Source organism: Agrobacterium vacciniicorymbosi (assembly GCF_040427045.1).
In the GTDB taxonomy this organism is placed as follows: Bacteria; Pseudomonadota; Alphaproteobacteria; order Rhizobiales; family Rhizobiaceae; genus Agrobacterium.
Window position 1 is genome coordinate 152,265 of record NZ_JBETMF010000013.1, and the last position, 25,681, is coordinate 177,945.

Genomic DNA, 25,681 nt, shown 5'->3' on the forward strand with positions numbered 1-25,681 from the left:
GTCCTTCCTGTCGTTCACAGCTCAGCTTGCTTTCGCAAATCCCGCATCGCCAGCCAGAATATGGTCAAGCGCTGCCGTGAAGCGATCGACCTCTTCCAGCGTATTGTAATGCACCATGGAAACCCGCAGCATGCCGCCATGGTCGGTGAGTCCAAGATATTCGGCAAGCCGTCTCGAATGAAAATCCCCGAAACGCATGGCGATGTTTTCGCCGTCCATCGCCTTGCAGAGATCGCCTGCCTCGCGACCATCGAAGCGGAAGGCAATCGTCGGAACGCGTGTCTCATCATGGTTGCTGGTCTGCCCAACGATCCGGCAATCGTTACGGGAGCGCAGGTAGCTTAGCAGGCGTTCGGTCAGGAGGTTCTCCTGCGCCGTGATGGCTGCAAATGCCGCCTCGATTTTCTGACGCACCGTCCCGGTCTCGCCCGCCTGCTCACCGAGTGCGGTCAGGTAATCGACGATGCCGCAGGTGGAATAGGCCAGTTCATAGTTCGGGTTTCCCGGCTCCAGCTTGCCCGGTACTTTGTCCTTGCCGTAGAAATAATGGTAGAGCGTATCAAGCTCGAGCAGCAGATCGTATTTGCCATACATCAGCGCATAATGCGGGCCATAGGTCTTGTAGAGGCTGAAGACGTAATAATCGACGTCAAACGCCTGCACATCGACGGCGCGGTGCGGGGCATAGGCCACGGCATCGACACAAATCTTTGCGCCGCGCGCATGCACGAAGTCGGCGATCTCTCTGATAGGGTTGATCGAGCCGAGAATGTTGGAGACATGGGTGACGCAGACCATCTTGGTGCGTTCGCTCATCAGCGGTGCGAGATCGGCCAGATCGAGCGTCAGCGTTTCCTTGTTCAGCGGCCAGAATTTGAGCGTGACGCCCGCGTCCTGCAAACGGTCCCAGGGGCCGATGTTGGATTCGTGGTCGCTGACGGTGACGATGATTTCATCGCCCGCAGACAATTGACTTTGCATGGCGCGCGCAAGGTTTTGCAGCAGCGCCGTGGTGGAACTGCCGAAAACAATTTCTTCCGGTCTCGACGCGTTGACCAGATGCATGGCCGCAGTCCGTGCCTCGTAAAGTGCATTGGCCGCACTTTGCGAAACCGCGTAGGAGCCGCCGATCTGCACGTTTTTTTCGATCAGAAACGTATTGATGCGCTCCAGCGCGCCTTTCAGGATCTGCGATCCGCCGGCGTTGTCGAAGAACGTCCAGCCGCGGGACAGGCCTGGAAACTGGCTGCGCACATAATCGAGGTTAAGCGGTGAAGGGGTGGTCATTCCTGGTGTCTCCCGAATGGTCTTTTACTCAATGGTTGAGGACGGCGCGAAGGAAGCCGCGCGTCCTTGCCTCTTGTGGATTGTCGAAAATGTCTGAAGGCGTGCCGGATTCGACCAGTCTGCCGCCATCCATGAAGATGACGCGGTCCGCGACCTGACGGGCAAAGCCCATCTCGTGGGTGACAATCACCATCGTCACGCCGGTGCCAGCCAGTTTGCGCATCACGTCCAGCACTTCGCCGACCATTTCAGGATCGAGCGCCGATGTTGGTTCATCGAACAGCAGAACGCGCGGCTCCATGGCAAGCGCCCGGGCAATGGCCACACGCTGCTGCTGGCCGCCTGAGAGCTGGCCGGGAAATTTTTCCGCCTGCTCGGAAATGCCGACACGGGCTAGAAGCTCGCGCGCCTTGCGTTCTGCCTCCGCCTCCGGCGTCTTTCGCACCCGCATGGGCGCAATCATGACGTTTCTGAGAACCGTCATGTGCGGAAACAGATTGAAGGACTGAAACACCATGCCGACTTCCGCACGCACCTTGGCAAGGGCCGGACCGGGTGCAACGCGAATCCCATCAACGGTGATGGTGCTATCTGGCGAAAAGGCTTCCAGATGGTTGATGCAGCGGATGAGCGTCGATTTGCCCGACCCGGAAGGGCCGATCACGCAGACGACTTCGCCTTCGGCCACATCGAGATCGATGCCGTGCAACACGGTGAAGGTGCCATAGGCCTTGGTCAGTCCACGGATGGAAATGAGGGGGGATGCGGTCTTTTCCATCAGCGTTTCCCCCGGCGGAAGTGTTTTTCAAGGCGTGCCACGACGGCAACCATCGGCCAGAGCAGCGCGATATAAATGAGCGCAGCACCGATCAGCGGCGTGGGGTTTGCGTTCAGCGCCTGTGCTTGCGTTGCCTGTTTCAACAAGTCTGGCATGGCAACAACTGAGGCAAGGGCGGTGTCCTTCATGACGTTGATGCAATTGTTGGTGAGCGGCGGAATGACGATGCGGATGGCCTGTGGCAGGATGATATCGACCATCGTGTTGCGGTTGGAGAGACCAAGGGCTGCGGATGCCTCGAATTGACCGTGCGGAACGGCTTCGATGCCTGCACGAAAAATTTCGGCGGTATAGGCGGCTGATACCAGCGATAGTGCGGTGACAGCGGACAGGAATGGCGACAGTCGGATGCCGACGAAGGGCAGCGCGTAATAGACGACGATCAGCAGCACCAATAGCGGGATCGACCGGAAGATGTCGATGTAGCCACGGATCAATAGCTTGAAGAAAGCCGGTGCATAAAGGCGTGCCACCGCCAGAAACAGGCCGCCAATGAGGCCGCAGAGAATGCTGGTGATGCCGATCTGGGTGGTGACGACCAGACCCCATAACAGCTGTGGCAGGCTGTTGAGGAACACGGGAACATTGAAGAAGGTATTGATGAGATTCATGCCGGAGTGGCTCCCTTGGCAATCTGGCGGGGCGCGATTGGCCCCGCCGGATGCGGTTCAAGCCTTACTTGGCCTTCGGCATATCAAGAACGGCAACCGTCGAGGTCGTGTCCTCGGCTTTCGCGCCGAACCATGTCTCATGCAGCTTGGCAATGAAGCCTTCGCCCTTCAGCGTGGTGATGACCTTATTGACTTCAGTGGCGAGCGGATCGCCCTTGTTGAACATGATCGAGTATTTTTCACCGGTCGGAATGCGCTCGACAACCTTGAGCTCCGGCTTGTCCTTGGCGTAATAGAGCAGGGCAGGAATATCAGAGATATAGCCATCGATGCGACCGGCCACGAGATCGAGCATGGCGGGCTGCAAGCCTTCGAACTTGCGGATTTCGCCAAGCTTGTATTCGCCCTTATGGGCTTCGGCCCACATGTCGCCTGTCGATCCCGTATCGACGCCGACGACCTTGCCGCTCATGCCCTTGAGGCCGGTGATTCCGGAAGCGGCTGTCACCGTCAAAGACTGGTCGCTATCGTAATAGGGCTGGGCAAAAGTGACGGAAGCCAGGCGCTTTTCGGTGATGGTGATCGAGGAAATCGCCATGTTGATGCGGCCAGACTGGACGGCGGGGAACAGGCCGTTGAACGGCGTGTTGACGAATTCCACCGACTTGCCGAGGCGTTTGGCGATTTCGTTGACGAGATCGACTTCGAAGCCGGTGACCTTGCCGCTGGCATCTTCGAATTCCCATGGAACGTTGCCGATATTGGCGCCGACCGTCAGATCGGCGGCCTGAACGTTGAACACGCCGAGTGCTGAGACCAGCCCGGCGAGAAATGTGCTTTTGATGCGCGAAACGTGAAGCATGCGAGAACCCCTTGTTTTATGTTTTAAGCCAATCTACGTTGGTCTAACTGGTCAGACCAGTCCGACCAAACAAGCACGCGCTTTTGTGCTTTGCAAGATGTTACTTAAAAAATATATCGGAAGAGCCGGTGGCGGCTTTCAGGGAACAGGGATCGAATGCTCAACAAAACGCTTGTGCCACAATCGGTTGCCCGCGAAATACAGGCCATGATCCAAGCTGGGCAATTGAAGGCCGGCGAGAAAATCCCGTCACAGCGCGAGTTCTCCCAGAAATTTGGTATCAGCCGGGCATCCCTACGAGAAGCTTTGCTGACGCTTGAGACGTTAGGTCTGCTGAAAACGGAGGCCGGGCGCGGGACATTCGTGGCCGCTGGTGATGGGGCGGCTGGCCAATCGGGCATGGCGCCATGGCGCTACTCCGAAAGCTATTCCGTCTTCGACGTCTTCCAGACCCGTATTCTGCTGGAAGGCGAGATTGCGCGGCTTTCCGCCGGGCGATTGTCCCAGACACAGTTGGAAAAGATGGAAAAGGCCACCAAGATCATGGAGGATTGCTGGGCCAATCAGGATTTGCTCGCCAATGTCGATGCCGATCTGGAATTTCATGGCACCATCGTGTCTGCCTGCTCCAACACCATGCTGAAAGCGCTTTACCAAACGGTTCGGGATCAGGTGACCGAAACCCAGCGCCAGCCGATCCCGATCACCGACCCGGAACGGATGCGGCAATCCATTGCAGAACACCGCCGCATCATTGCAGCTTTGAGGGCAAACGACGGAGCTTTGGCCCGTAGCGAAATGGAGGCGCATATTCGCAACACGGCGCGTTGTGCGGGCTTGCAGCCCTAGTGAGCGCAAAAGGGGTGCTCAACCCACCCAGCCTTTGACTTTTCGGGCGTTTGAATGGAGGTTGGTAAGGATATCATCATGTTAGGGGAGCCACATGGCCGTAGAAACGCCTAGTATAGAAGCCGTGTTGGCCGAAGAAGCCAATCTTAAACTGGATCGCTTCAACTATGATTTTGCGTGGATGTTGGGCAGCCATATCAGGCAAAGAGCGGCGTCTCTGAAACTGCCAGTGGCTATCGAAGTCAGGCATGGCGCTGATGTGGTATTCGCGACCCTTCTTCCGGGGGCGACAATCGATAATTTTGGGTGGACCAGCCGCAAATGCGCTGTTGTCCATCGGTTCCACCGCAGTTCTTTGCGCGTCCGGCTTGAAGCGGAAGCGAAGGGCTATGATTTCAACACGAAATTCGGGTTGCCAACCAGTCACTACGTGGCAAGCGGTGGCGGATTTCCGTTGGTTTTAAACGGCGGAACGCTCATTGGATCGGTGGGTGTCAGTGGTCTGCCTGATGTCGAAGATCACGCGTTGATAACGTCGTGCCTGAAGGAGCTTTTGTGACCGAAGGGTGATGTAGCAGAGACACGACGTGCTTTGTTCGAAGCAAAAAAGTCGCAAAGCGGGTTTACGAGCGTCTGAACGACAGTGAGGAGCGTGATCCGTGAAACACCTTTTTGCAACGCTGTTTATGTGCGCCGTGTCGCTCTCCGCCTCCATTGCTCCCGCATGGGCAAACTGCGTTTCGCTGGTTGGACGGCCCGAATGGCCGACGATTGCGCGGGCTTTGTCGTCAGCGAAGGTTTGCGAGCAGCTTCCAGCCGGGCCCAATCACACGCAAAGTTTTCGCGTACAGTCAGCAGAATTGTGTCGCAGCGCGGATCTGAATTCCTCCTTGAGAGCGACTGCCTTCGTGACATGCGAAAGTCCGCCGGATGCGCTTTTTAACACGCCACCGATGCAGGCGGAAATCGCAGTGGCCGTTTCAATCGACGAAAGAGCATGCAGGATTACCGATGCTCAAATTCAGATCGGCGGCGAACTCGGGAGCTTTCTGTCGAATGCAGTGGATGCCAATGAACTCGTGAGGCAATGGAGGCGATCGGACCTATCGCAACTCTGCCGACAGATGCAGAGGGTAAATACGCCGAACTGATCTCACCTGTGTCCGGCGTCAGATAAGTCAGGCAAAAAGCACCCTTTCGGCACGGTGGCAAAGGGTGCTTCCGTTTCCAAACATTTGGAGCGTTGCAATCGGCGGCCTTCTGGAACAGAAAGTCGAAGATGTACGCTGCGGCTCCGGAACGACCATGAAGTATTTTGCTGTACGCCAGTTTCTTCGTCTGTCTGGACGTCGGCCAACGCTAGCCTGGCAATTCGCCTTGGCTGGGACGGTCGTTCTTTTGCTCGGCATGATCCTGATCGGGCTATGGGTAACGTCCAAAATCGAGAACGCAGCCGTGCGCAACATGGCAAGCGGAACGGCTCTCTATGTTGCCGGCATCGTCTCTCCGCTGACGCAGGAACTAGCGACCGGTTCGACGCTCAGCGACGATGCACGAGGCAAAATCCTTGACACACTCAATCAGGGGCCTTTGAGAGGTGAACTGTTCTCCTTTAAAATATGGGGCAAGGACAACACGATAGTCTTCAGCAGCGAGCCTAGCCTGATCGGCAAGAGGTTTGACGGTTCGGTCGGGCTTTCCACCGCCTTCAATGGCACGGTTCATGCCGCTTTTGATACTCTTGAAGGTGAAGAACATGCCGAGGAGAAGCAAAGCGGCCAGATGCTGCTGGAAATTCACAGCCCCATTCGCGATGCCGTGTCCGGCAGGGTCATCGCCGTTGCGGAATTTTATGAGCGCTCTGCCGATCTCATGTCGGAGCTTGATAATGTGCGTTACGAGAGTTGGCTGGTCGTCGCTGGCGTGACAGCGGGTATGTTGCTGCTGCTGTTTGGTATCGTCGCGAAAGGGAGCCGCTTGATCGAGGAGCAGAAACGATCTCTGCATCTGCAGGTAACGGAACTATCGCGCATGCTGGAGGTCAACAAAGGTTTACGCCGACGTATCGATCAGGCAACGCAGCGCACCGCAGCACTCAACGAGCGCTATCTGCGCAGAATATCTGCCGAGCTGCATGATGGCCCGGCCCAGCTATTGGGATTTGCCGCGTTACGGCTGGAAGCTATCCGCGCCGGACGGGCAAGAGACGATGACGAAGCCATGGTGCAACATTCCATCGATGAAGCGGTGAGAGAGATCAGGGGTATCTGCCGCGGCCTGACCTTGCCGGAGCTTGAAGGGCTTTCCGGTGAGGATGTGGTACGCCGTGTGATTTCCACTCACGAAAAGCATTCTGGACGATCTGTAGAAGCGGATGTCGCTCCGCTGGAGATTACTTCCCAGGCCATGAAAATCTGCACTTATCGCTTCCTCCAAGAAGCTCTCAGCAACACCACCCGGCATGCGCAGGCCGCTAACATCGCTGTTTCCGCTTGCGAAAAGAATGGCGAAATCGTTATCAGTGTCCGCGATAACGGTATCGGTTTTGTTCGGCGTGATGATGAGGACGGCCTTGGTCTGGCGGGTCTTGAAGAGCGGGTCGCAGGACTTGGCGGACGGCTTGAGATTGTCTCCAAGGTAGGATCGGGCACATCGATCTCCATGACTTTGCCCAGGGGTGCTAACGCATGAAGCCGGGTGTAATCAGAATCGTGATCGTGGACGACCACCCGATTTTTCGAAGCGGCTTGTCGCGCAGTCTGGAAGATGAGCCGGGTTTTGAAGTGGTTGGAGAAGGCGCCAGTGCTGCCGATGCGATCTCGCTGTTTGACCAGCACCGTCCGGACATCCTGCTACTGGATCTTTCCATGCCCGGTGGCGGACATTCCGCTTTGCGCGTCATTCTGAGGCGAGACGCTGCTGCCTCCGTCATCGTTCTGACGGCCTCGGAACATGATGCCGATATCGCGCAAGCCCTTGCCGAGGGAGCAAAGGGCTATGTTCTTAAAGGCGTCGGTGTATCCGAGCTTGTTGCAGTGATTTCGGGCGTTGCTGCTGGTGAAGATTGTGCCGCGTCGTTTTCGACGCGAGATGCCGTGGCGGCGCTGGAAAGCGTCAGGCACCCTGCGCAAGCCCTCGCCAATCTGACGCCCCGAGAGGAGCAGATTCTTGAACTCGTGGCCGCTGGCAACAGCAATAAGGAAATTGCCCGGCTGTTGAACCTTCAGGAAAAGACCATCAAACACAATATGACGCGCATTCTACAGAAGCTGAAACTGCGCAACAGAACCGAGGCTGCGATCTATCTGCGCGAAGCCCGATCAAAAGACTGATCGGGGATAATGACCTCTCAGCACATCTCCCGATAGGGACTTTAGTCCCCATAGCTCGAACCGTTTCGCAGGTATAAGTGGAGTTTATCCGAATAGTTTTAAGCGCATTTCAGGCGCACGTTCGGACGCTCAAATCGCACGGAAAATATGGTCCATCGCGGCCTGTTTTGATCGGGAGACATACGTGACTAAACTATCTGGAAAAACTCTTTTGATAGCGGCTGCCTTTGCCGCGACGTGCCTTTCTGGCACCGTGCATGCGCAGGATGCCGATGGAATCGTCGTCTATAACGCGCAACACGAAGGACTGGGCATCGCCTGGGCAGAAGCTTTCACGAAGCAAACGGGTATCAAGGTCACGCTCCGCAAGGGCAGCGACATGGAGTTTGCCAACCAGATCGTACAAGAGGGTGCCAATTCACCAGCGGATGCGTTTCTGACGGAAAACTCGCCAGCCATGGCGCTGGTCGATAGCAAGGGCCTGTTCGAACCGGTCGCTAAGGACACGCTTGAGCAGGTTCCCGAGCAGTTTCGCCCTGCGGATGGTCATTGGGTCGGCATTGCTGCTCGTTCCACCGTTTTTGCCTATGACAAGACCAAGCTCACAGAAGACAAATTGCCAAAGTCAATGCTGGACCTCGCAAAGCCGGAATGGAAGGGCCGTTGGGCTGCATCTCCAACCGGTGCGGATTTTCAGGCCATTATTGGTGCACTGGTACAGCTGAAGGGTGAAGCGGAGGCCACTACATGGCTCAAGGGCATGAAGGAAAACTTCAAGGCCTATCGCGGCAACTCGACAGCCATGAAGGCCGTCAATGCTGGTGAAGTCGAAGGTGCGTTGATTTATCACTATTACTACTTCGGCGATCAGGCAAAGACTGGCGAAAACAGTAAGAATGTCGCGCTGCACTACTTCAAACATCAGGACCCGGGCGCGTTTCTCTCGACCTCTGGCGGCGGCATTCTCGCCTCTTCAAAGCACAAGGAACAGGCCCAGGCTTTCCTGAAGTGGGTTACCGGCAAGGGCGGCCAGACGATCCTGCGTGACGGCGATTCCTTCGAATATGCTGTTGGCAACGGTCAGGCCTCCAACAAGGCGCTGGTGCCGATTGCCGATCTTCAGGCGCCGAAGGTAGAGGCATCTACGCTCGACAATGCCAAAGTCACCGATCTGATGACGGCAGCTGGCCTGCTCTAAATCCTCAACTCAGACAAAAGTCATCGCAGCTTGCCTGCGATGACTTTTCGATTTTCGAGGCACGGATGAAATCTGTCGTAGAAACCGGTCATTTTTCCATATTCAGACCACGTCTGGTGGTCGATGTGCCTTGGACGATCCTGATCGCAATCTTTGTTGCATGTCTGGCGCTTTTGCCATTCTGCTTCGTCTTGTGGGCGTGCATCGAAACCGGCTGGGAAACGGCGTCCCATTTGATTTTCCGCGCCCGCGTCGGCGGTCTGATGGTCAACACCGTGCTGTTGATCCTTTTTACCCTTCCCATCTGCATACTCCTGTCCGTGACGCTGGCCTGGCTGACGGAGCGCACCGATCTTCCCGGTGCTAGAATCTGGTCATGGCTGGCCATTGCACCGCTCGCGGTGCCTGCTTTTGTGCATTCTTACGCCTGGGTTGGTCTGTGGCCCAGCTTCAACGGGCTGCCTGCCGGTATTGCCATTTCGGTTGTGGCGTATTTTCCATTTGTCTATTTGCCTGTGTCGGCTGCGACCAGATTGCTTGATCCAGCCCTTGAAGATTGTGCAGCATCACTGGGGCTGAACCGGCTTGCGGTGTTTCGCCGTGTCGTGCTGCCACAACTCCGCTTAGCAATCTGTGGCGGCGGGCTTCTGGTTGGTCTGCATCTGCTCGCCGAATATGGGCTCTACGCCATGATCCGCTTCGATACGTTCACGACGGCGATCATGGATCAGTTCCAATCGACCTATAGCGGCGCGGCAGCAAATATGCTGGCGGTTGTTCTCGTGTTCTGCTGCATTCTGCTCCTCACCCTCGAGGCCAAGTTGCGTGGCAAAAGTCGCAGTGCGCGTGTGGGTTCAGGCGTTTCCGGTCGCAACGGGCTGGTTCCGCTCGGGCGATGGAAATATCCCGCCTTTGCCCTTTTCATCATCGTTTCCATGTTCTCGCTTGGCATCCCGGCTCTCACGCTCGGGCGTTGGCTCATTGCGGGTGGGGCAGGGGTGTGGAAGGTAGATACAATCGGCCTTGCACTCTGGCAGACCATGGAGATTTGCCTCATCGGCGGTGTGGTCGTTACTGCCGCAGCAGTGCCCATCGCGTGGCTTTCGGTCCGTCGTTCGACGCGGGCCTCTGCCCTGTTGGAGAAATGCTATTATCTGGCAAGCGCCATGCCAGGTGTAGTCATTGCGCTGGCGCTTGTAACGGTGACCGTTCGGGTCATTCTGCCGCTTTATCAGACCGTTACCACCATCGTTCTTGCCTATGTCGTCATGTTTTTGCCCCGCGCACTGGTCAGCCTTCGCGCGGGAATAGCGAAGGTGCCGGTGGAGCTAGAACAGGCTGCGGCAAGTCTCGGACGTTCGCCAGCCCGCGCACTCTGGTCTACGACCGTGCGGCTGGCGGCCCCGGGTGCAGCGGCAGGTGCTGCTCTTGCAGCTCTCGGTATCATGAACGAGTTGACTGCCGCGCAAATGCTGGCGCCGAACGGCACCCGCACTCTTGCAATGGCCTTTTGGTCGATGACCAATGAAATCGATTATGCGGGCGCTGCGCCCTATGCCTTGCTGATGGTGCTTTTTTCTTTGCCCATGACTTTTCTGCTCCATAATCAATCTCGAAAGATCTCAGGGCGATGACGTTTCTGAAGCTTCAAGCCATCCGCAAATCCTATGGTTCGGTCGTCGCACTGGATAGCGTCGATCTTTCCGTGAAGGCTGGCAGCCGCACCGCCATCGTCGGCCCGTCCGGCTGCGGAAAAACCACATTGCTGCGGCTCGTGGCTGGGTTTGACGTTCCCGATTCAGGGGCGATTACCCTTGATGGCGAAGTCATGGCCGGTGATGGCCAGAAAGTCCCGGCCCATCGCCGCAATATCGGCATAGTTGCACAGGACGGCTGCCTGTTTCCGCATTTGTCGGTCGCAGACAATATTGCCTTTGGCGTGAATGCCGAGAAGGCGGTCAGACACAGCAAGGCAGCCGAGTTGATGGACATGGTTGGGCTTGACCGCGCGATGCTGTCGCGCAAACCCGACCAGCTCTCGGGCGGCCAGCAGCAACGTGTCGCGCTGGCACGTGCATTGGCGAGAAAGCCGCGCTTAATGCTTTTGGATGAACCCTTTTCCGCGCTCGACACCGGTTTGCGGGTCGCCACACGAAAAGCGGTTACCGAGGTTCTATCCGCCGCAGGCATTCCGACCATCCTCGTCACGCATGACCAAAGTGAGGCCTTTGCCTTTGCCGAACAGCTGGTGGTGATGCAAAGAGGCCGTTTTGCTCAGGTCGGTTCGCCCCAAGAACTTTACGCCCGCCCGGTCGATCCCGCGACCGCAACGTTTTTAGGGGAGGCAATTATTGTTTCGGCAGATGTTGCTGACGGCCATGCCGATAGTGAGCTCGGTCGGCTGCCTGTCGAGGATGACCTCTATCGCGGCAAAGCCCAGATCATGATCCGCCCGGAACAGATTGTCGTAACGAGAGCGACCAGCAACAAGCAGTCATCTGGCACAATCAATGACGTGAGCTTCTGCGGGCCAGCTTTCACCGCAAGGGTCACGCTTAACAGCACTGGTGCGTCCTTCCATGTGAACCTTCCATCTCATGAAACAATGGGTAGCGGAGAAGCCGTTTCCGTTTCCATTCTTGGTAAGGCGCATCTTTTCAAGAGTTAGGAAAGGAGCGGAATTTTCGTCCAGCACGCGGCAGGCTCACGAGCCAGAACAACAGAGCGGTGCCGCTGAATGCGGCGCCGAGGATGGAAACGCCGGTCCATCCGCAGCTGGCGTAGATGGTTGTCGAGGCGACGGCGCCGACCGCACTGCCGAGTGAATAGAAGATCATGTACCCGCCGACCAGCCGGCTGTGGGCGTCAGGGCGCGCAGCGAAAATCAGACTTTGATTGGTAACGTGGACGGCCTGGACTGCGAAGTCTAGAAGGATGACGCCGACGAGGAAGGCGAGCAAAGATTGAGGCAGAAAGCCGATCCCAAGCCAGGATAGGGTAAGCAAAGCGAGCGACAGTCCTGTCGTCCACCGCGCAAATCCACGATCTGCCAGTCGGCCAGCTGCATTCGCGGCCAATGCACCAGCAAGTCCGGCCAGTCCGAACAGGCCAATTTCGGTGTGCGACAACTCGTAGGGCGCTGAACTCAACGGCAGCACCATGGCTGTCCATAGCGTGCTGAAGCTTGCAAATGTAAGAAAGGCGAATATTGCGCGCTGGCGCAACAGACCGTCATGCAGGAAGAGCGCGGGGATGGATTTCACGATGGTGGCATAAGTGTCAGAGGTCTTGGACGCCTTTTGGCGAGGCAGAACGCGGAAGAGGACTGTCGCCATCACGAGCATCAGCGTAGCTGATGTGAGGTAGACGGCACGCCAGCCTCCGAAGTCGGCAATTAGTCCGGCTATAGACCGGGCAGCCAAAATTCCAGTGACCACTCCGCTCGTCACCAGGCCGACGGCGCGACCCCTCTCTGCCGGAGCCGCGAGGCTTGCGGTGAAGGCGACCAGCACTTGAACGACGACTGCGAGAAGGCCGACGGCTATCATTGCGCTAAAGAAAATGCTGGCGCTGGGCGAAAGACCGACAAGGGCGAGTGCAATGGCCGACAAGATGGTCTGGGAAAGGATGAGCTTGCGGCGGTCGACAAGATCACCCAGCGGCACGACGAGGAAAAGACCCGCCGCGTAGCCGATCTGTGTCAGCGTCACGACGAGGCCGATTTTTGCCGGGTTTATGGCTAGATCGGAGGCGATCGCATTGAGCAGCGGCTGGGCATAATAGATATTGGCGACGCTGATGCCGCAGGTGACAGCGAAAATCATGACCAGCCATCTTGGCAACAGTGCCGGTGTTGCCTGTAGCTCCATTCTTTCATCGTAAGGCGGCTGCTTGGTTGCTGTCATCTTTTCCATCGATATGCTCCAGTCCGGTCTCAACATAAGACCACTTGCGACACACGTGTTCTAGTTCTATTTTAGAACCAGTTTAGTGGAGGTGATGGAGTGAAAAGGAAAAGCTTTCGAGAAGCGGAATGTCCTGTGGCGCGCACGCTTGATGCAATCGGCGACTGGTGGTCACTGCTGATCGTCCGCGATGCCTTCGATGGCATCACGCGCTTCAGCGATTTCCAAAAGAATCTCGGAATCGCAAAGGGTATGCTGTCATCGCGTTTGCGCGATCTTGTTGAAGCCGGTGTGCTTAAGCTGGTGTCTGCCTCCGATGGCAGCGCCTACCGGGAATATGTTCTCACCACAAAAGGGCGGAACCTCTTTCTGGTGATCGTCGCGCTCAGGCAATGGGGCGAAGCGCATCTGTATCGAGCCGACGAACGGCGTTCCGTTTTGGTGGATAGCGAGACAAAAGACCCGGTCGCACCGCTTCAATTACTTTCCGTCGGTGGTCGTGCACTGGAATGGGTTGATACAGAAATCAGGCATGCGCTTTAGAGCGACATCAGGCAGGCCGTCACTCAAGGGTTGAGACTTATATTTACTCTGAGCATTTTATGAATTGCGACGCCAAGTGCCGGGTGTTGTTCCTGCGATATTTGAAAACACCCGTGTGAAGTGGCTCTGGTCCGCAAAGCCGCAAGCCACGGCGATCTCGGCGAGCGGTGTGCTGGTGGCGCTGATCATGTGCCGGGCGCGATCAATGCGTTGGTTCAGGAGCCACTGATAGGGCGTCATGCCCGTTGCTTCGCGGAAGGCGCGAATGAAATAGCCGCGTGAGAGGTTGCAGGCTTCGGCGACGTCGGCAATCGATACCTCGCCTTCGAGATGCTCTAGAAGGATCGATTTCGCCATCTCCAGATGTGCGCGAGACAATGTCGGCGCTTTGCTGGCGGTCGGTGCGGTCTTTCCGCCGTAACGTTGCACCAGATAGGTGCCGATGGCCGTCGTCATCTGGTCAACGAACAAGGCATTTGCTTCTTCTGGACGGTGAAGCGCGGGGAGCAGAGCGCGGGCCAGGTTGGCGAGGACGATGTCTTTGGATGCTGTTTCCGTCGTCAGCAGGGTTACGCCACTCACATCCGCATCTTCCGCTATCTTTGCAAGGGAAGAGGATGAAATCTGAAACAGCATGAAATCGAAAGGCGTGCTGAGATCGGCTTTGTAATTGTCGGAGAGATCTCGGATGTAGATCGCGTTCTCGGAAAAATCATGGCTGGTCGCATGATTGTCGTGAAAAATCCTCCGCTCGTGACCCGCGAGCAATGACACTCCAACCACGAAACCCTGATTGCTGGCCGATGTCTTCACCTGGTCAAGTGCGGTGGATTGCGTCGCCTTGCGGAAAATATCTATGTTCGAGGATGACAGGCTTTGGTTGATCGACAGTTGCGTCAACGTGCAGCCGAACTTGTCGGAGGTTTTGCCGGGGAGGGGGAGGCCTTTATCGTCTGGACCGGCACTCATGAAACCCACCTTCCTTTTGATTGCAGCAACGGTGTTCGTTGATAGGCCCAACGGGTTCCTGCATTGCAATCAGTTTGCGGACCCTTACCACTCTACAAGAATGCTTTTATACAAGATAGCGTGACAAATTATGTGTAGGAAACTGCGATAGATGATCCGCAATCAGGCCTGCAACGTAGTTTATGCAAGAACGATACGAATGTGAGTGAATGGTTGGCAGTCAGTGAAAAAATTGCAGAGAGCTTTGGCGTAAAAGCGGCAAGGGCATTGGTCATCAGGCCGTTACGGGATGCCCAACTCACCGTCGTGCATCTTCAGCAATGGTATGAGCATGGCAACAGCCGCGTCATTCTGGAGCCGGACAACGCATTCCTCGTCATGCTATATCTTGAGGATGCCCAGCATTCCGATATTGGGTTGGACGAGCGGTTAGAGCCGATCAAGATCTATCCCAAAGCCTCCATCTGTCTTGTAAGCCTCAAACAGGGTGCGGCGATTTCCATCAACGGTCGGCTGGATGTGCTCGCCTTCCATGTTCCGTTTTCACATCTTGCCGAACTGACCGAGGAAGCAGGCGAGCCGCAGATCGATGATTTCCTAACCTGTCGCGGTTTGCATGATCAGGTGATCCGCAATATGGGCGCAGCGCTTATGCCCATGTTCGACATGCCGGATGAGGTAAGGGATACGCTCGTTCCCCACATCGGTCTCGCCTTCATCGCGCATCTTGCCCATAAATATGGCCGGTCTCCCGCTCAACATCTTTCGGCGTCCGGGCAGTTTACCTCCCTGCAGGAAAAGCGGATCAAAGCCTATATCAACACCAATCTTTCCCGCGATATCGGCCTTGAGGATATCTCCATTGCCAGCGGCTTTTCCGTGGAAGAGCTGTCCTCCGGCTTTGAAGAGACGACAGGACAGTCCATCGGCGAGTGGCTGTTGGCAAGCCGGATTGCCAGGGCAAAGGCCTACCTCACCAAGACAGGCGAGAGTATCGATCAGGTTGCGGATGCCTGTGGCTTCAGCGACCAAGCAACCTTCATTGAAAGTTTTGCGCATTCCGTGGGTATCACGCCGGACGAATGGCGTTCGCGCAACCGCCACTAGGCTGATGATGCCGACGACACTTGGCCGTCGGCATCATGTTGAGTTGGCTTACGCCTTGATGAAGGCCAGCAGGTCGGCGTTCAGGACATCGGCACTGGTGGTCAGCATCCCGTGCGGGAGACCAGGATATGTCTTGATCGTACCGTTCTTCAGCAGCTTGATGGCCTTGTGAGCCGCATCTGCAATCGGCACGATCTGGTCGTCTTCGCCGTGGAGAACCAGCGTTGGTACGGTGATGGCCTTCAGGTCTTCGGTCTGGTCGGTTTCCGAGAAGGCCCTAATGCCATCGTAATGGGCCTTTGCGCTGCCCATCATGCCCTGACGCCACCAATTCTGGATCACGCCTTCATGAACGGTCGCACCTTCGCGGTTGAAGCCGTAGAATGGGCCGGCGGGAACATCGCGGAAGAACTGAGCGCGGTTGGCAGCAGTGGCTGACCGGAAGCCGTCGAAAACTTCCATCGGCAGGCCTTCAGGGTTGGCTTCTGTCTTCAGCATCAGCGGCGGAACGGCGGAGACCAGCACGGCCTTTGCAACGCGACCGGCAGGCTGGCCGTGCTTTGCGACATAGCGGGCAACTTCGCCGCCGCCTGTGGAATGGCCGATGTGAACGGCGTTCTTCAGGTCAAGGGCTTCGACAACGGCGAACGCGTCGGAAGCGTAATGGTCCATGTCATGGCCATCTGAGACCTGCGCCGAGCGACCATGGCCGCGACGATCATGGGCCACAACGCGGTAGCCGTTTGCGAGGAAGAACAGCATCTGCGCGTCCCAGTCGTCGGAAGACAAAGGCCAGCCGTGATGGAACACGATTGGCTGTGCGTCCTTGCGCCCCCAGTCCTTGTAGAAGATGTCGGTGCCGTCTGTGGTTTTAACGAAGCCCATTGTCGTGTCTCCTGTGGTTGGATTTGGATGTGTGGCAGCCGGTGCAGCATGGACCGGGCGGGTTGGAAGCAGCACACCCGCAGTCATGGCAGCGCCGACAAGAAGTGCATCACGGCGGCTCATAGGAAAATTGTGGTCGGCCATGACGGCTCCCTGTTGGTTCGAAGTGGTTTCGTGTGCAGTGCGTTTGTCTATGTGAAGAGAATGCGCCGAAAACGAACGGCTAACAATCGCAATAAAACTCTCAAATATATTTCGATAATTGCAATAATGCCGTCATTTTGCTTTGCCCGGCTTGTTGATTGTCAGAAGGTGCCGAACCACGGGCTTGTCCGGACCGGTATGGAATGCGATGACCTTGCTCTGAACATCCGCGTCCGCATTGGACACGCGCTTGTGCTGGCGCAAATGTTCTGCCCAGGATTCCACCATGAACCATTCGGTGATCTTCTCGGGGTCGGCGGAGTCTTCTGTAACGCCCCAACCATATGCACCATCGCGACGTCGTTCCGATGACATCTCATCGAGCGCATGCAGGAACTTGGTGCGGTTGTGCTTCTCGACATGGTAGTCGATCAGGATCAGAACCGGGCCGCGATCATGTGCGACAGGCTCGGCAACCAGCGGCTCCGGCCAATGGTTGGAAGAGACGAGATCCGCATCGCCTGCGGGAAGCTTGACGCGGTGCATGATGAACCCCGCGACTAGCAATCCGGCGGCTCCGATGAGCAGCGTTGCTGGTACACCTACGGCTTCACCCACTGCACCCCAGCCAAGGCTGCCGGCGGTCATCGCGCCGTTGAAGACCGTCAGATAAACCGCAAGTCCCCGACCTCTGACCCAATTGGGCAGAACGGCCTGTGCTGCGCCATTCAAAGTCGTCAGCGCCGTGATCCAGGATGCGCCGAGAAACAGGAGGATGACGATGGCCAACCATTGCGGCGGGGCAAGAGAGAGAATGCCCATGACGAGGGCTGTCACGATGGCAGAGCCAAGAAGCAGGCCGTTGGAGTCAAATTGCTCGCGCAGTTTCGGCATCACCAGCGCACCGCCAATGGCGCCTGCACCGACCGAGCCGAGCAGAAGGCCATAGAAGCTGGCATCACCGCCGAGAAGCTGGCGGGCGACGAGGGGCAGGAGTGCCCAGGCTGCACTGGCAAAGGCGAAGAAGATAGCGGCGCGCAACAGCACGACATGCAGCGGTTTGCTGGCGCGGGTATATCTCAGTCCAGCACGGAATGCGCCGAGAAAATTTTCGGATAAAGCGTCGTCGGCATTTTTGGCACGCGGCCACCAGATGAGGGCTGCTATGACTAGAATATAGCTGGCAACATCGGCCCCATAGGTGACAGCAGCCCCGAACGCCGCAAGCAGCAGACCACCCGCCGCAGGTCCGACGGACCGGGCAATGTTGATGCCAAGCGAGTTGAGCGCAACAGCGCCTTTCACATCTTCACGCGGCACAAGTTCAGGAACGATGGCCTGCCATGTCGGCCCCATAAGGGCCGCGCCAATGCCGCCAAGAAATGTGAGGCCGATCAATGCGCTGACTGAGAGCATGCCGAAATAGGACAGCGTCATCAGCGATATGCTGACGCTGGCAAGCAGAAGCTGGATGGCGATCAGGAATTTGCGGCGGTCGAGAATGTCGGAAAGGACGCCAGCCGGGATCGCCAGAAGGAAGATCGGAAGCGTACCGGCGGCCTGAACAAGAGCGACGGCTGCGGGCGCGGCGGAAAGATCGGTCATCAGCCAGGAACTGGCGACATCGCGCATGAAACTGCCGGTATTGCCCAGAACCGTTGCCGCCCAAAGGACTGCAAAGACAGGCTGGCGCAGCGGCGCGAAGCTTCCGCCGGTGGATGATATGCGGGCGGTCATCACTTCGCTCCCTTGGTGAGGTCATAAGCCGCAACGAAGACGAACGCACCGGCAAGGCCGAGATGTTCGAAGAAAGCGTTGGTTGCCATCATGCGGTCCATGCCGGGAGCCATTTCCCAGAATCGGAGCGCGATGAATGTGGCCATCAACGTGAAGCCCGCAAGCGCCAGTGCTCCTGCCCAGCGCAGAACGCCTGATATCACCATGGCAGACGCCGTCAGCTCGAAAATGATGACAATGACTGCAAAGACTGCCGCTGGATGCAGGCCAAAATGGTCCATCTCGGCCATGGCACCGTTGAAATCGAATATCTTGGTCAGTGGCCCCTGAATATAGGCGGCGCAGAGCGCTAGTAGCGCAACGGTACGCACCGCTGGCGTCGCGATGATGCCCGCCAGACCTGTTTTCAGTCGATTGGTGGTGTGTGTTTGGTAGGTCATGGCTGCTCCTGCAGGTTGGCCCGGTTTGACGGGCTGTCGTCTTGCGATGGAGTGATCTTGCGCCGAAACATTGCTGCCAACAATTGCATCAATAGTTTCGATTTAATTGCATTTTTTGTAATTATGGGAGCGAACGAGCGGCGACGCCCGTTCGCCAAAGCAGGGGCAATCACACCGCCCAGCACGAGCAACCCAGCGCCCCGAAGAAGCCCTTGAGATCGGCAATCGGCAGTTTCGACGTCCATGCACCTGCGTGGTCATGGCCGTGAACACCGCAGTCACTGGCGCAGCCGCAGGAGCTTATGGCAGTCCGGCGCAGCGACCGTTGACCGGCACCTTCCGGTTCGCCCCAGGCGGCATAACCGCCGAACTTTCGAACCGGAGACCAGTCCGGCATGGCTGGCGGCACGTCGTTTTCATCCAGCGCCTTGAAGTCACCCGAACCATAGACGATCTTGCCGCCGACCATGGTGAGGTCTGAGGTCAGGAACGAGATTTCGTCTTCAGCGCAGGAGAAAAAATCCTTGTCCGGCACGACGAGATCGGCGAACTGGCCCTTTTCGATGCGTCCCTTCTTGCCTTCCTCATTGGAAAACCATGTGACCTTTTCCGTCCACATGCGCAGTGCCGTTTCACGGTCCAGGCAGTTTGCGCGCGGATAAAGCTGCATGCCGCCAACGGTCTTGCCGGTCACCATCCACGACAGCGACACCCATGGATTATAGGAGGCGACACGGGTGGCATCGGTACCGGCTGAGACATGGACGCCCTTGTCCAGCATTTTGCGGATCGGAGGCGTTGCTTCGGCGACACCGTGGCCATAGCGCTCGGCGAAATATTCGCCCTGATAGGCCATGCGATGCTGGGTGGCGATGCCGCCGCCGAGCGCCGCGATCCGGTCGATGGAGCGATCCGAAATCGTTTCGGCATGGTCGAAGAACCAGTTCAGGCCTTCCAGCGGAATGTCCTTGTTGACCTTTTCGAAAACGTCCAGTGCTCGCGTGATTGTTTCGTCATAGGTGGCGTGCAGGCGCCATGGCCAGCGGTTTTCGGCCAGAACCCGCACGACCTCTTCCAACTCGTCTTCCATTTCCGGGGCCATTTCAGGCCTCGGCTGACGGAAGTCCTCGAAATCGGCTGCTGAAAAGACCAGCATTTCGCCCGCGCCATTGTGGCGGAAGTAATCGTTACCCTGCTTGTATTTGACCGAGGATGTCCATTTGAGAAAGTCCTCTTTCTCTTCCTTTGGCTTTTGAGTGAACAGATTATACGCCAGACGAACCGTCATCTGGTTTTCGTCGGAAAGTTTCTGGATGACCTCGTAATCATCGGGGTAATTCTGGAAACCACCACCTGCATCGATGACGCCGCTGATGCCTAGTCGGTTCAGCTCCCGCATGAAATGGCGCGTGGAGTTGACCTGATAGTCCAGCGGCAGCTTCGGACCCTTGGCAAGCGTGGAATAGAGAATGCCCGCATTCGGCTTGGCCAGCAGCAGCCCTGTCGGATTGCCGTTGAGATCGCGGGTGATTTCGCCGCCCGGCGGGTTGGGCGTATCTCTGGTATAGCCAACGGCGCGAAGGGCGGCACCATTGAGAAGCGCCCGGTCATAAAGGTGCAGCAGGAACACAGGGGTATCCGGCGCAATCGCGTTGATTTCCTCGATTGTCGGTAGGCGCTTTTCCGCAAACTGATGTTCGGTGAAACCACCAACCACGCGCACCCATTGCGGGGCAGGGGTGTTTGCCACCTGCCGCTTCAGCATATCCATGGCATCGGCCAGCGAGCGGACGCCATCCCACCGCAGTTCCATGTTGAAGTTCAACCCGCCGCGCACGACGTGGGTGTGGTTGTCGATCAGCCCGGGCAGGACGCGTTTGCCTTTGAGGTCGATGATCTTCGTGTCCGGTCCGGCAAGTGCCATGACATCGCCATCGCTGCCCACGTCCGCAAACAGACCGTCTTTGATGGCAATGGCCGTCGCATTGGGATTGGCGCGATCCAGCGTCGTGACGCGGCCATTGTGAAGGATGATATCGGGATGCATGGTGTGTGCTCCGGTCTTGTTAGTATCCGCGGCTTTGGCCGGCGAGAAGAGATTGGACAAGGCGAGGCTGGAAGCCGCACCCAGGAACGTGCGCGCGTCGTCATCAGCCTTTACCTTCAGGGGCGTCTTGTCTGGAGGCGGCAAGATCGACAGAGGTCTGCCCGCCCTTGGGCATATGGCCGAACATATGCGGCTTGACGTGGTTGAGCCACGAGACTGCTGCTGGCTCCTTGTTCCAGATCGTTTTGGCCAGCGGCACAATCTGTTCGCCAACGAGAATGCCAAGAAGACCGACGAGAGCGATGACGGGCGGCGCGGGTGAGCGGACATTGAGAAGGCCGTAAATAACTCCGACGAGGAGGCCGACGGCGAGCGACAGCAGGTAGATTTTCATGGATGCATTCCTTTTCCAAAATGACGGCGCCGCCCGATAATTCAGGCGGGGCAGCTTCAAATCAGATGGCGGCCGGGTTCGGGCCGATGCGCTTGCCGTGGCTGACGCGCTCGGCACCGCCGTGGACGTGGGTCACGGCGTAATCGATGCCCATGCCGTAAGCGCCGGAATGCTCTTTGACCAAGGTTGTGACGGCATCGTAGGTTTCCTTACGTGCCCAATCACGCTGCCATTCCAGAAGAACCTGCTGCCAGGTGACGGGAACCACACCAGCCTGAACCATGCGGTCCATGGCATATTTGTGGGCATCCACAGAGGTGCCGCCGGAAGCGTCCGCAACCATGTAGATTTCATAATCCGTGTCGTTCATGCAGGAGAGCGCGAAGGTCGTATTGCAGACTTCCGTCCAAAGACCGGCGACGACGACCTTTTTTCGACCGTTTGCGGCATTCTTGGCAAGCGCATCGCGGACGTTCTGGTCATCCCAGGAATTCATCGAGGTGCGTTCGAGAATGTCATTGTCTGGTACGACTGCCAGCAATTCCGGGAACGTGTTGCCCGAGAAGCTGTCTGTTTCGACAGTGGTGATCGTGGTCGGAATGTTGAAAATCTTGGCCGCCTTGGCAAGGCCAACGACATTGTTCTTCAACACCTGCCGGTCGATGGATTGCACGCCGAAGGCCATCTGTGGCTGCTGGTCGATGAAGATGATCTGGCTGTTCTGGGGCGTGAGAACCTGAAGCTTGTTGGACATTGTCGTCTTTCCTTTGATGTGTTGATTAAGGCAATGGAGGAGGGGAGGCGTTAAGTCTTGAAGGTTATGCCGACCGATTGTCTGAAAGTGACATCGTGCTGCTGGCCTTCCTTTTCTGAGTTCGTTGTCTGGTGTGATTTGAAATCTAAGCCAGTTGATCACGCAAAAGAATTGCAATAATAATTGCCAATGAATTGCGTTGGGTGAAATAATCAATGAACGACTACAAGGCTCTGCGAACCTTTTTGATGGCTGCGGAAAAGCGCAATTTCGCGCAGGTCGCGCGGGAACTGGATATGACGCCAGCGGCTGTGACGCGTGCGATTGCTGCGTTAGAGGAGGATCTCGGCGTTCAGCTCTTCGTGCGCACGACGCGGCAGGTTTCTCTGACCACCGACGGCGCAATCTACGCGGCGCAGATACAGCCCGCCTTCGAGGCATTGGAAAATGCCAGAAAAGACGTGATGAACACCCACAAGGCTGACCACGGCCGCCTGCGGATCAGTGCGCCCACATGGTTCGGCCAGCAGGTTTTGCCACCTATCCTGTCCGGGTTCCGTGAACGTTACCCAAAGATCAGCTTCGAAGTGTCCCTCGGCGATGGTCTGGTCAACATCATCGATGATGATTTCGATCTGGCAATCCGCATCTCAGCAGCACCATCGGACAAGTTTACGATCTGGCGGAAAATCAGCGTGGTAAAGCGTATTCTGGTTGCTGCTCCGGGAAGCCGGTTTGCGGATATACAGCATCCAAGTGAACTGACGCCGGACGATTGCCTCGCCTATAGCGGGGAAAGCAGGAGGGAGAATTGGGTGCTCTCCGATGGCAGCGGAAGCGCAAGTATCTCAGCGGGCAGAGCGTTCAGCTCCAATAGCGGTGAGGTTCTTGCAAGCATGGCGGCAGAGGGTGCCGGTGTAGCATTGCTCCCGAAGTTTCATGTAGAGGAGCAACTTCAATCGGGAAAACTCATCCACGTTTTGCCCGCATGGACACCACCAGATCTTTGGCTGACGCTCTACTACCCGCCTTATCAGGCACTGCCGCCGAGAATTGCCTCGTTCTCGAAGTTTTTTGAGCAACAAGTACCGTCACTTATGGCGCGTCATGCTGACTGAGGTCGTGCGACAACAATGGACCGTGGGGGGCTTCAGCTTCTCTTTGCCACAGACCGCCTCAGAACATTTGGTAAGCGAGAGCTTTTCCCGAAGCTGGGAAAATCCTGTTGTAGAATATCTATGGCTGGTTCGAGCGCCCTTGAGAGAGGCATCTACGGACTAACAAATGTCGCGACGCGCTCGTTCGATGGCCTCACTTGCCACCGCAGAGCGGATTGTAACCCCGCGATTATTCAAGCTTTCCTTACATGCTGTCCAGCATGTTTAGTCATCCGTAAGTCCAGCAAACCAGTCCGAATAGGGCGTATTGCGAGGGAGGTGGCGATTATAGTCAGGCGCGCCGTCTTCCCACCAGACCGGCCCTCGCTCACCCAAAGCGATCTTTGCAGTGTCAACTCTGCTTCGAGCAGATATAGTCTCGTCGGCATCGCCTTTTCTGGCGCGAACGGCGCGCCTAGCCGCCATAAGTTCACGTACAAGCTGCTCTTCATCCGGCTTCGAAAGGTTAGGGTTGGTCTTACGCCAGAGACGTCCCTTAACGACAAAGTACCTTCCATCAGGCGTTTCCGGATAGGGTGGCGCCTTACCCATAAGACGTCAATTCCGTTCAGCGCGTCGCATCGGCATCCGGTCGATGAGATCGAACATTTCGACGTTCGTGACAACGTGCTCGCTTCGGAGCTTCACACCGCCATCCTTGCCCACCAGGACAATGTGGAAACCATTTCCGCTGACATCCGCAGCCTTCTTCAGGCTTCCAGCATCCATGACAGCAGCCTCTCCATAAACAGCGTGAGCCTGCTGCCCTGACACCTGGATGACGACCATGTCCCGGTCTGCCAATTCTCCTTTCTGGCGTTCCAGCAGCGATATCTGCCGTGTGACCTTTTGATCACCAGCGTCACCAAAGACGAGCACGACACGGTTTTTCCAGTTGAAATCCGACAAGCCATCCATAGCAAACCCCTGTGATGCCGTGATTGAAAGAATAGATGCGACAAGCAAACGTCTCATAGCGCGATCTCCTATAGTGTGGAGATAACGCAGGGGCTGGCGCATCGTTCAGCTGATCTAGTGCTGTGGGGGGATATTTTCGCTGGAGATGAAAATGTCGCTCATCCGACTGGCCTGCCGCTGATCGCGATTGATGTGTGGATGGTCTTTGATCGGAGACGGCAGATAATCAAGTTTTTGTCCCGCCCCGAAATATAAGCATGAGCGAACGGAGACAACGAGATTGTCAGTTTCGGCACGGCAGTTGTGCGGAACGAACGCCTAAGGGTCGTGGTTGGGACGACACAACAGGAAAATCCCATGACATCGTCAAATCCCGCCGCCCTTTTTTGCCTATTCGTCCTCGCGATCTCAGCGATATACGCCGTCGCAAGCCCAGTCCAAGCCATTGCTGCTGACAGGGAATTCCGAAGTGTTCCGGAGAGGGCCGCGAGTGCCGCGGATAACATCAGGATTGCCCAGATAGAAGGACGCACCGCACAATTGGCGGACGCGCAGAAAGGACTGCGCGCGCGCCACCTGGTGATCCTGTTTCACGGACTTCGGGGGCGGGGCGCTGTCATGGAAGCGGTCGCCGAGTCCTGGCAGGCAACGTTGCCCGATACAGAGTACGTCGCGCCAGACGCGCCGTTTCCCCACAGATCAGGCGGTCGTCAATGGTTTGCGATCGATGACCAAGTCATGCGCCCCGAGCGAATAGAGGCCGCCCGACGCGCGTTCGATGACATGGTCTCGGATATCATCAAGCGAGAGGGTTTCGAAGGTGCGTTGGACAGGGTGGCCTTCGTCGGGGTTTCTCAGGGAGCAATCATGGCGCTGGACGCTGTGGCATCGGGTCGATGGAAGGTCGGTGCTCTCGTCAGCTTCGCAGGACTGCTGCCTCTACCACCGACCTCAACCTCATCGGCTACGAAGATATTATTGATGCATGGCGAAGCAGACAGGACAATACCTTCGGCAGCAACAGTCGCAGCGGCAAACCAACTGAAGTCAGCAGGGTTCGACGTGACGTCCGAAATCTTCCCCGGCGTCGGGCACACGATTTCACTGGCAGAGTCGAGGGAGGCAGCCGCATTCCTTCGCAAACGTTTCGAATAATCACGGGCGGGTAAGATTTTATGCAGTTTTAGGTTGCGTGCCAATCGACATCATAGAAACTCAATAGCGCGCGGGCGCTGGTTCTAAAGCGCGTGAGTAGAGCCGCACAAGTTAATGGTCTACCACTGGATGAGCGTCCATGCGGTCTTGCAGCGCAACCGTAACCGCGTGCAAGAACTCTACACGCCGAGGGTTTGAAGTCGCTGCCAAGGTTGCCTTTAGCCGCTCGTCTATTTTTCTCATGAACCCCACATGGTCGAAATGGTGGGCGGCAATATTGACTTGGACCTCATCCATGTAGTGAGCAAGATGTGGTCCCAGTTCCAGGGTCGCATCCGTTTGGTAATGGGCGGCCATCCGCTCTGCAAGAATTCCCATTTGTTTGTAGGGCCCATACTTTTCCGTCATGCGTTCTCCTGTTTGGGTGGAAGCAATTACATAGGCGCCGCTTTTCGGCAACACGAGATGTTTGTGACCCGCACCGGTTTTGCCGGAGGCCATTTCGTTTAAGTTATGCTGCCATGGCCGGTGCGTCCATTATGGCGTAAT

25 protein-coding genes are annotated in these 25,681 nt (G+C 56.8%); 11 read left to right on the forward strand and 14 right to left on the reverse strand.

Translation table 11 applies throughout. The features are described 5' to 3' along the window. Positions 1 to 21 precede the first annotated feature (21 nt). The 4 genes from ABUK73_RS19405 to ABUK73_RS19420 all read right to left on the reverse strand — a co-directional run bounded on the left by ABUK73_RS19405 (position 22) and on the right by ABUK73_RS19420 (position 3,598). The gene (locus ABUK73_RS19405) at positions 22 to 1,287 is read right to left on the reverse strand and encodes a cysteine desulfurase-like protein (RefSeq protein ID WP_353578733.1); all 1,266 of its coding nucleotides are present in this window, start codon (positions 1,285 to 1,287) and stop codon (positions 22 to 24) included. Positions 1,288 to 1,315: 28 nt separating this feature from the next. Beyond that, on the reverse strand, positions 1,316 to 2,065 hold the full coding sequence (locus tag ABUK73_RS19410; protein ID WP_353578734.1) for an amino acid ABC transporter ATP-binding protein: 750 nt from the start codon (positions 2,063 to 2,065) through the stop codon (positions 1,316 to 1,318). Continuing rightward, entirely contained in the window at positions 2,065 to 2,736 is a 672-nt protein-coding gene (locus ABUK73_RS19415; protein WP_353578735.1) for an amino acid ABC transporter permease, read from the reverse strand. The genes ABUK73_RS19410 and ABUK73_RS19415 overlap by 1 nt, the downstream gene beginning before the upstream one ends. 64 nt (positions 2,737 to 2,800) lie before the next feature. Next, on the reverse strand, positions 2,801 to 3,598 hold the full coding sequence (locus ABUK73_RS19420) for an ABC transporter substrate-binding protein (RefSeq protein WP_077106409.1): 798 nt from the start codon (positions 3,596 to 3,598) through the stop codon (positions 2,801 to 2,803). Positions 3,599 to 3,754: 156 nt separating this feature from the next. Between ABUK73_RS19420 and ABUK73_RS19425 the strand changes: the two genes are divergently transcribed. The 7 genes from ABUK73_RS19425 to ABUK73_RS19455 all read left to right on the forward strand — a co-directional run bounded on the left by ABUK73_RS19425 (position 3,755) and on the right by ABUK73_RS19455 (position 11,645). Then, positions 3,755 to 4,447 carry a FadR/GntR family transcriptional regulator gene (locus ABUK73_RS19425; protein ID WP_353578736.1) on the forward strand — a complete coding sequence of 231 codons (693 nt, stop codon included), beginning with the start codon at positions 3,755 to 3,757 and terminating at the stop codon, positions 4,445 to 4,447. Between the two features lie 94 nt (positions 4,448 to 4,541). Further along, complete coding sequence (locus ABUK73_RS19430) at positions 4,542 to 5,006, forward strand: heme-degrading domain-containing protein (RefSeq protein WP_353578737.1); 465 nt, start codon at positions 4,542 to 4,544, stop codon at positions 5,004 to 5,006. A 746-nt stretch (positions 5,007 to 5,752) separates the two neighbouring features. After that, a complete protein-coding gene (locus ABUK73_RS19435) occupies positions 5,753 to 7,138 on the forward strand; it encodes a sensor histidine kinase (protein WP_353578738.1) in 1,386 nt (461 codons plus the stop codon). Further along, the gene (locus ABUK73_RS19440; RefSeq protein ID WP_353578739.1) at positions 7,135 to 7,779 is read left to right on the forward strand and encodes a response regulator transcription factor; all 645 of its coding nucleotides are present in this window, start codon (positions 7,135 to 7,137) and stop codon (positions 7,777 to 7,779) included. The genes ABUK73_RS19435 and ABUK73_RS19440 overlap by 4 nt, the downstream gene beginning before the upstream one ends. A gap of 184 nt (positions 7,780 to 7,963) precedes the next feature. Then, positions 7,964 to 8,977 carry an iron ABC transporter substrate-binding protein gene (locus tag ABUK73_RS19445; protein ID WP_353578740.1) on the forward strand — a complete coding sequence of 338 codons (1,014 nt, stop codon included), beginning with the start codon at positions 7,964 to 7,966 and terminating at the stop codon, positions 8,975 to 8,977. 65 nt (positions 8,978 to 9,042) lie between these two features. After that, on the forward strand, positions 9,043 to 10,611 hold the full coding sequence (locus tag ABUK73_RS19450; protein ID WP_353578741.1) for an ABC transporter permease: 1,569 nt from the start codon (positions 9,043 to 9,045) through the stop codon (positions 10,609 to 10,611). Next, positions 10,608 to 11,645: an ABC transporter ATP-binding protein gene (locus ABUK73_RS19455; RefSeq protein ID WP_353578742.1), complete on the forward strand. Its 1,038-nt coding sequence runs from the start codon at positions 10,608 to 10,610 to the stop codon at positions 11,643 to 11,645. Before ABUK73_RS19450 ends, ABUK73_RS19455 begins: the two co-directional genes overlap by 4 nt. Here the strand turns inward: ABUK73_RS19455 and ABUK73_RS19460 are convergent. Beyond that, the gene (locus ABUK73_RS19460; protein WP_353578758.1) at positions 11,635 to 12,846 is read right to left on the reverse strand and encodes an MFS transporter; all 1,212 of its coding nucleotides are present in this window, start codon (positions 12,844 to 12,846) and stop codon (positions 11,635 to 11,637) included. The two genes, ABUK73_RS19455 and ABUK73_RS19460, sit on opposite strands and share 11 nt — an antisense overlap. A 135-nt stretch (positions 12,847 to 12,981) precedes the next feature. Here ABUK73_RS19460 and ABUK73_RS19465 point away from each other — a divergent pair, with 135 nt between their 5' ends. Further along, positions 12,982 to 13,425 carry a winged helix-turn-helix transcriptional regulator gene (locus ABUK73_RS19465; RefSeq protein ID WP_353578743.1) on the forward strand — a complete coding sequence of 148 codons (444 nt, stop codon included), beginning with the start codon at positions 12,982 to 12,984 and terminating at the stop codon, positions 13,423 to 13,425. A 57-nt stretch (positions 13,426 to 13,482) separates the two neighbouring features. On the opposite strand, the gene ABUK73_RS19470 is transcribed toward ABUK73_RS19465, so the two are convergent. Next, complete coding sequence (locus ABUK73_RS19470) at positions 13,483 to 14,316, reverse strand: AraC family transcriptional regulator (RefSeq protein WP_353578759.1); 834 nt, start codon at positions 14,314 to 14,316, stop codon at positions 13,483 to 13,485. A 279-nt stretch (positions 14,317 to 14,595) separates the two neighbouring features. Between ABUK73_RS19470 and ABUK73_RS19475 the strand changes: the two genes are divergently transcribed. After that, a complete protein-coding gene (locus ABUK73_RS19475) occupies positions 14,596 to 15,501 on the forward strand; it encodes a helix-turn-helix transcriptional regulator (RefSeq protein ID WP_353578744.1) in 906 nt (301 codons plus the stop codon). Between the two features lie 48 nt (positions 15,502 to 15,549). On the opposite strand, the gene ABUK73_RS19480 is transcribed toward ABUK73_RS19475, so the two are convergent. From ABUK73_RS19480 to ABUK73_RS19505, 6 genes are all read right to left on the reverse strand, one after another. Then, positions 15,550 to 16,386 carry an alpha/beta fold hydrolase gene (locus tag ABUK73_RS19480; protein ID WP_353578760.1) on the reverse strand — a complete coding sequence of 279 codons (837 nt, stop codon included), beginning with the start codon at positions 16,384 to 16,386 and terminating at the stop codon, positions 15,550 to 15,552. Positions 16,387 to 16,662: 276 nt separating this feature from the next. After that, positions 16,663 to 18,267 carry an MFS transporter gene (locus ABUK73_RS19485; protein WP_353578745.1) on the reverse strand — a complete coding sequence of 535 codons (1,605 nt, stop codon included), beginning with the start codon at positions 18,265 to 18,267 and terminating at the stop codon, positions 16,663 to 16,665. After that, entirely contained in the window at positions 18,267 to 18,707 is a 441-nt protein-coding gene (locus tag ABUK73_RS19490) for a DoxX family protein (RefSeq protein ID WP_353578746.1), read from the reverse strand. The genes ABUK73_RS19485 and ABUK73_RS19490 overlap by 1 nt, the downstream gene beginning before the upstream one ends. Before the next feature lie 169 nt (positions 18,708 to 18,876). Beyond that, positions 18,877 to 20,754, reverse strand: a complete 1,878-nt coding sequence (locus ABUK73_RS19495) for an amidohydrolase (protein WP_353578747.1) — start codon at positions 20,752 to 20,754, stop codon at positions 18,877 to 18,879. Positions 20,755 to 20,857: 103 nt separating this feature from the next. After that, positions 20,858 to 21,148: a XapX domain-containing protein gene (locus ABUK73_RS19500; RefSeq protein WP_353578748.1), complete on the reverse strand. Its 291-nt coding sequence runs from the start codon at positions 21,146 to 21,148 to the stop codon at positions 20,858 to 20,860. Positions 21,149 to 21,209: 61 nt separating this feature from the next. Next, on the reverse strand, positions 21,210 to 21,902 hold the full coding sequence (locus tag ABUK73_RS19505; protein WP_077107600.1) for a hydrolase: 693 nt from the start codon (positions 21,900 to 21,902) through the stop codon (positions 21,210 to 21,212). 215 nt (positions 21,903 to 22,117) lie between these two features. Between ABUK73_RS19505 and ABUK73_RS19510 the strand changes: the two genes are divergently transcribed. Beyond that, complete coding sequence (locus ABUK73_RS19510; RefSeq protein ID WP_353578749.1) at positions 22,118 to 23,020, forward strand: LysR family transcriptional regulator; 903 nt, start codon at positions 22,118 to 22,120, stop codon at positions 23,018 to 23,020. A 597-nt stretch (positions 23,021 to 23,617) separates the two neighbouring features. Here the strand turns inward: ABUK73_RS19510 and ABUK73_RS19515 are convergent. Beyond that, positions 23,618 to 24,034, reverse strand: coding sequence for a DUF4174 domain-containing protein (locus ABUK73_RS19515; protein WP_353578750.1), 417 nt, complete (start codon positions 24,032 to 24,034; stop codon positions 23,618 to 23,620). A gap of 300 nt (positions 24,035 to 24,334) precedes the next feature. Between ABUK73_RS19515 and ABUK73_RS19520 the strand changes: the two genes are divergently transcribed. Then, positions 24,335 to 25,132 (forward strand): alpha/beta hydrolase, encoded by a 798-nt coding sequence (locus tag ABUK73_RS19520; RefSeq protein WP_353578751.1) that lies wholly within the window; start codon positions 24,335 to 24,337, stop codon positions 25,130 to 25,132. 111 nt (positions 25,133 to 25,243) lie between these two features. Here the strand turns inward: ABUK73_RS19520 and ABUK73_RS19525 are convergent, their stop codons facing one another. Further along, on the reverse strand, positions 25,244 to 25,540 hold the full coding sequence (locus ABUK73_RS19525; protein WP_353578752.1) for a hypothetical protein: 297 nt from the start codon (positions 25,538 to 25,540) through the stop codon (positions 25,244 to 25,246). Between the last annotated feature and the right edge of the window lie 141 nt (positions 25,541 to 25,681).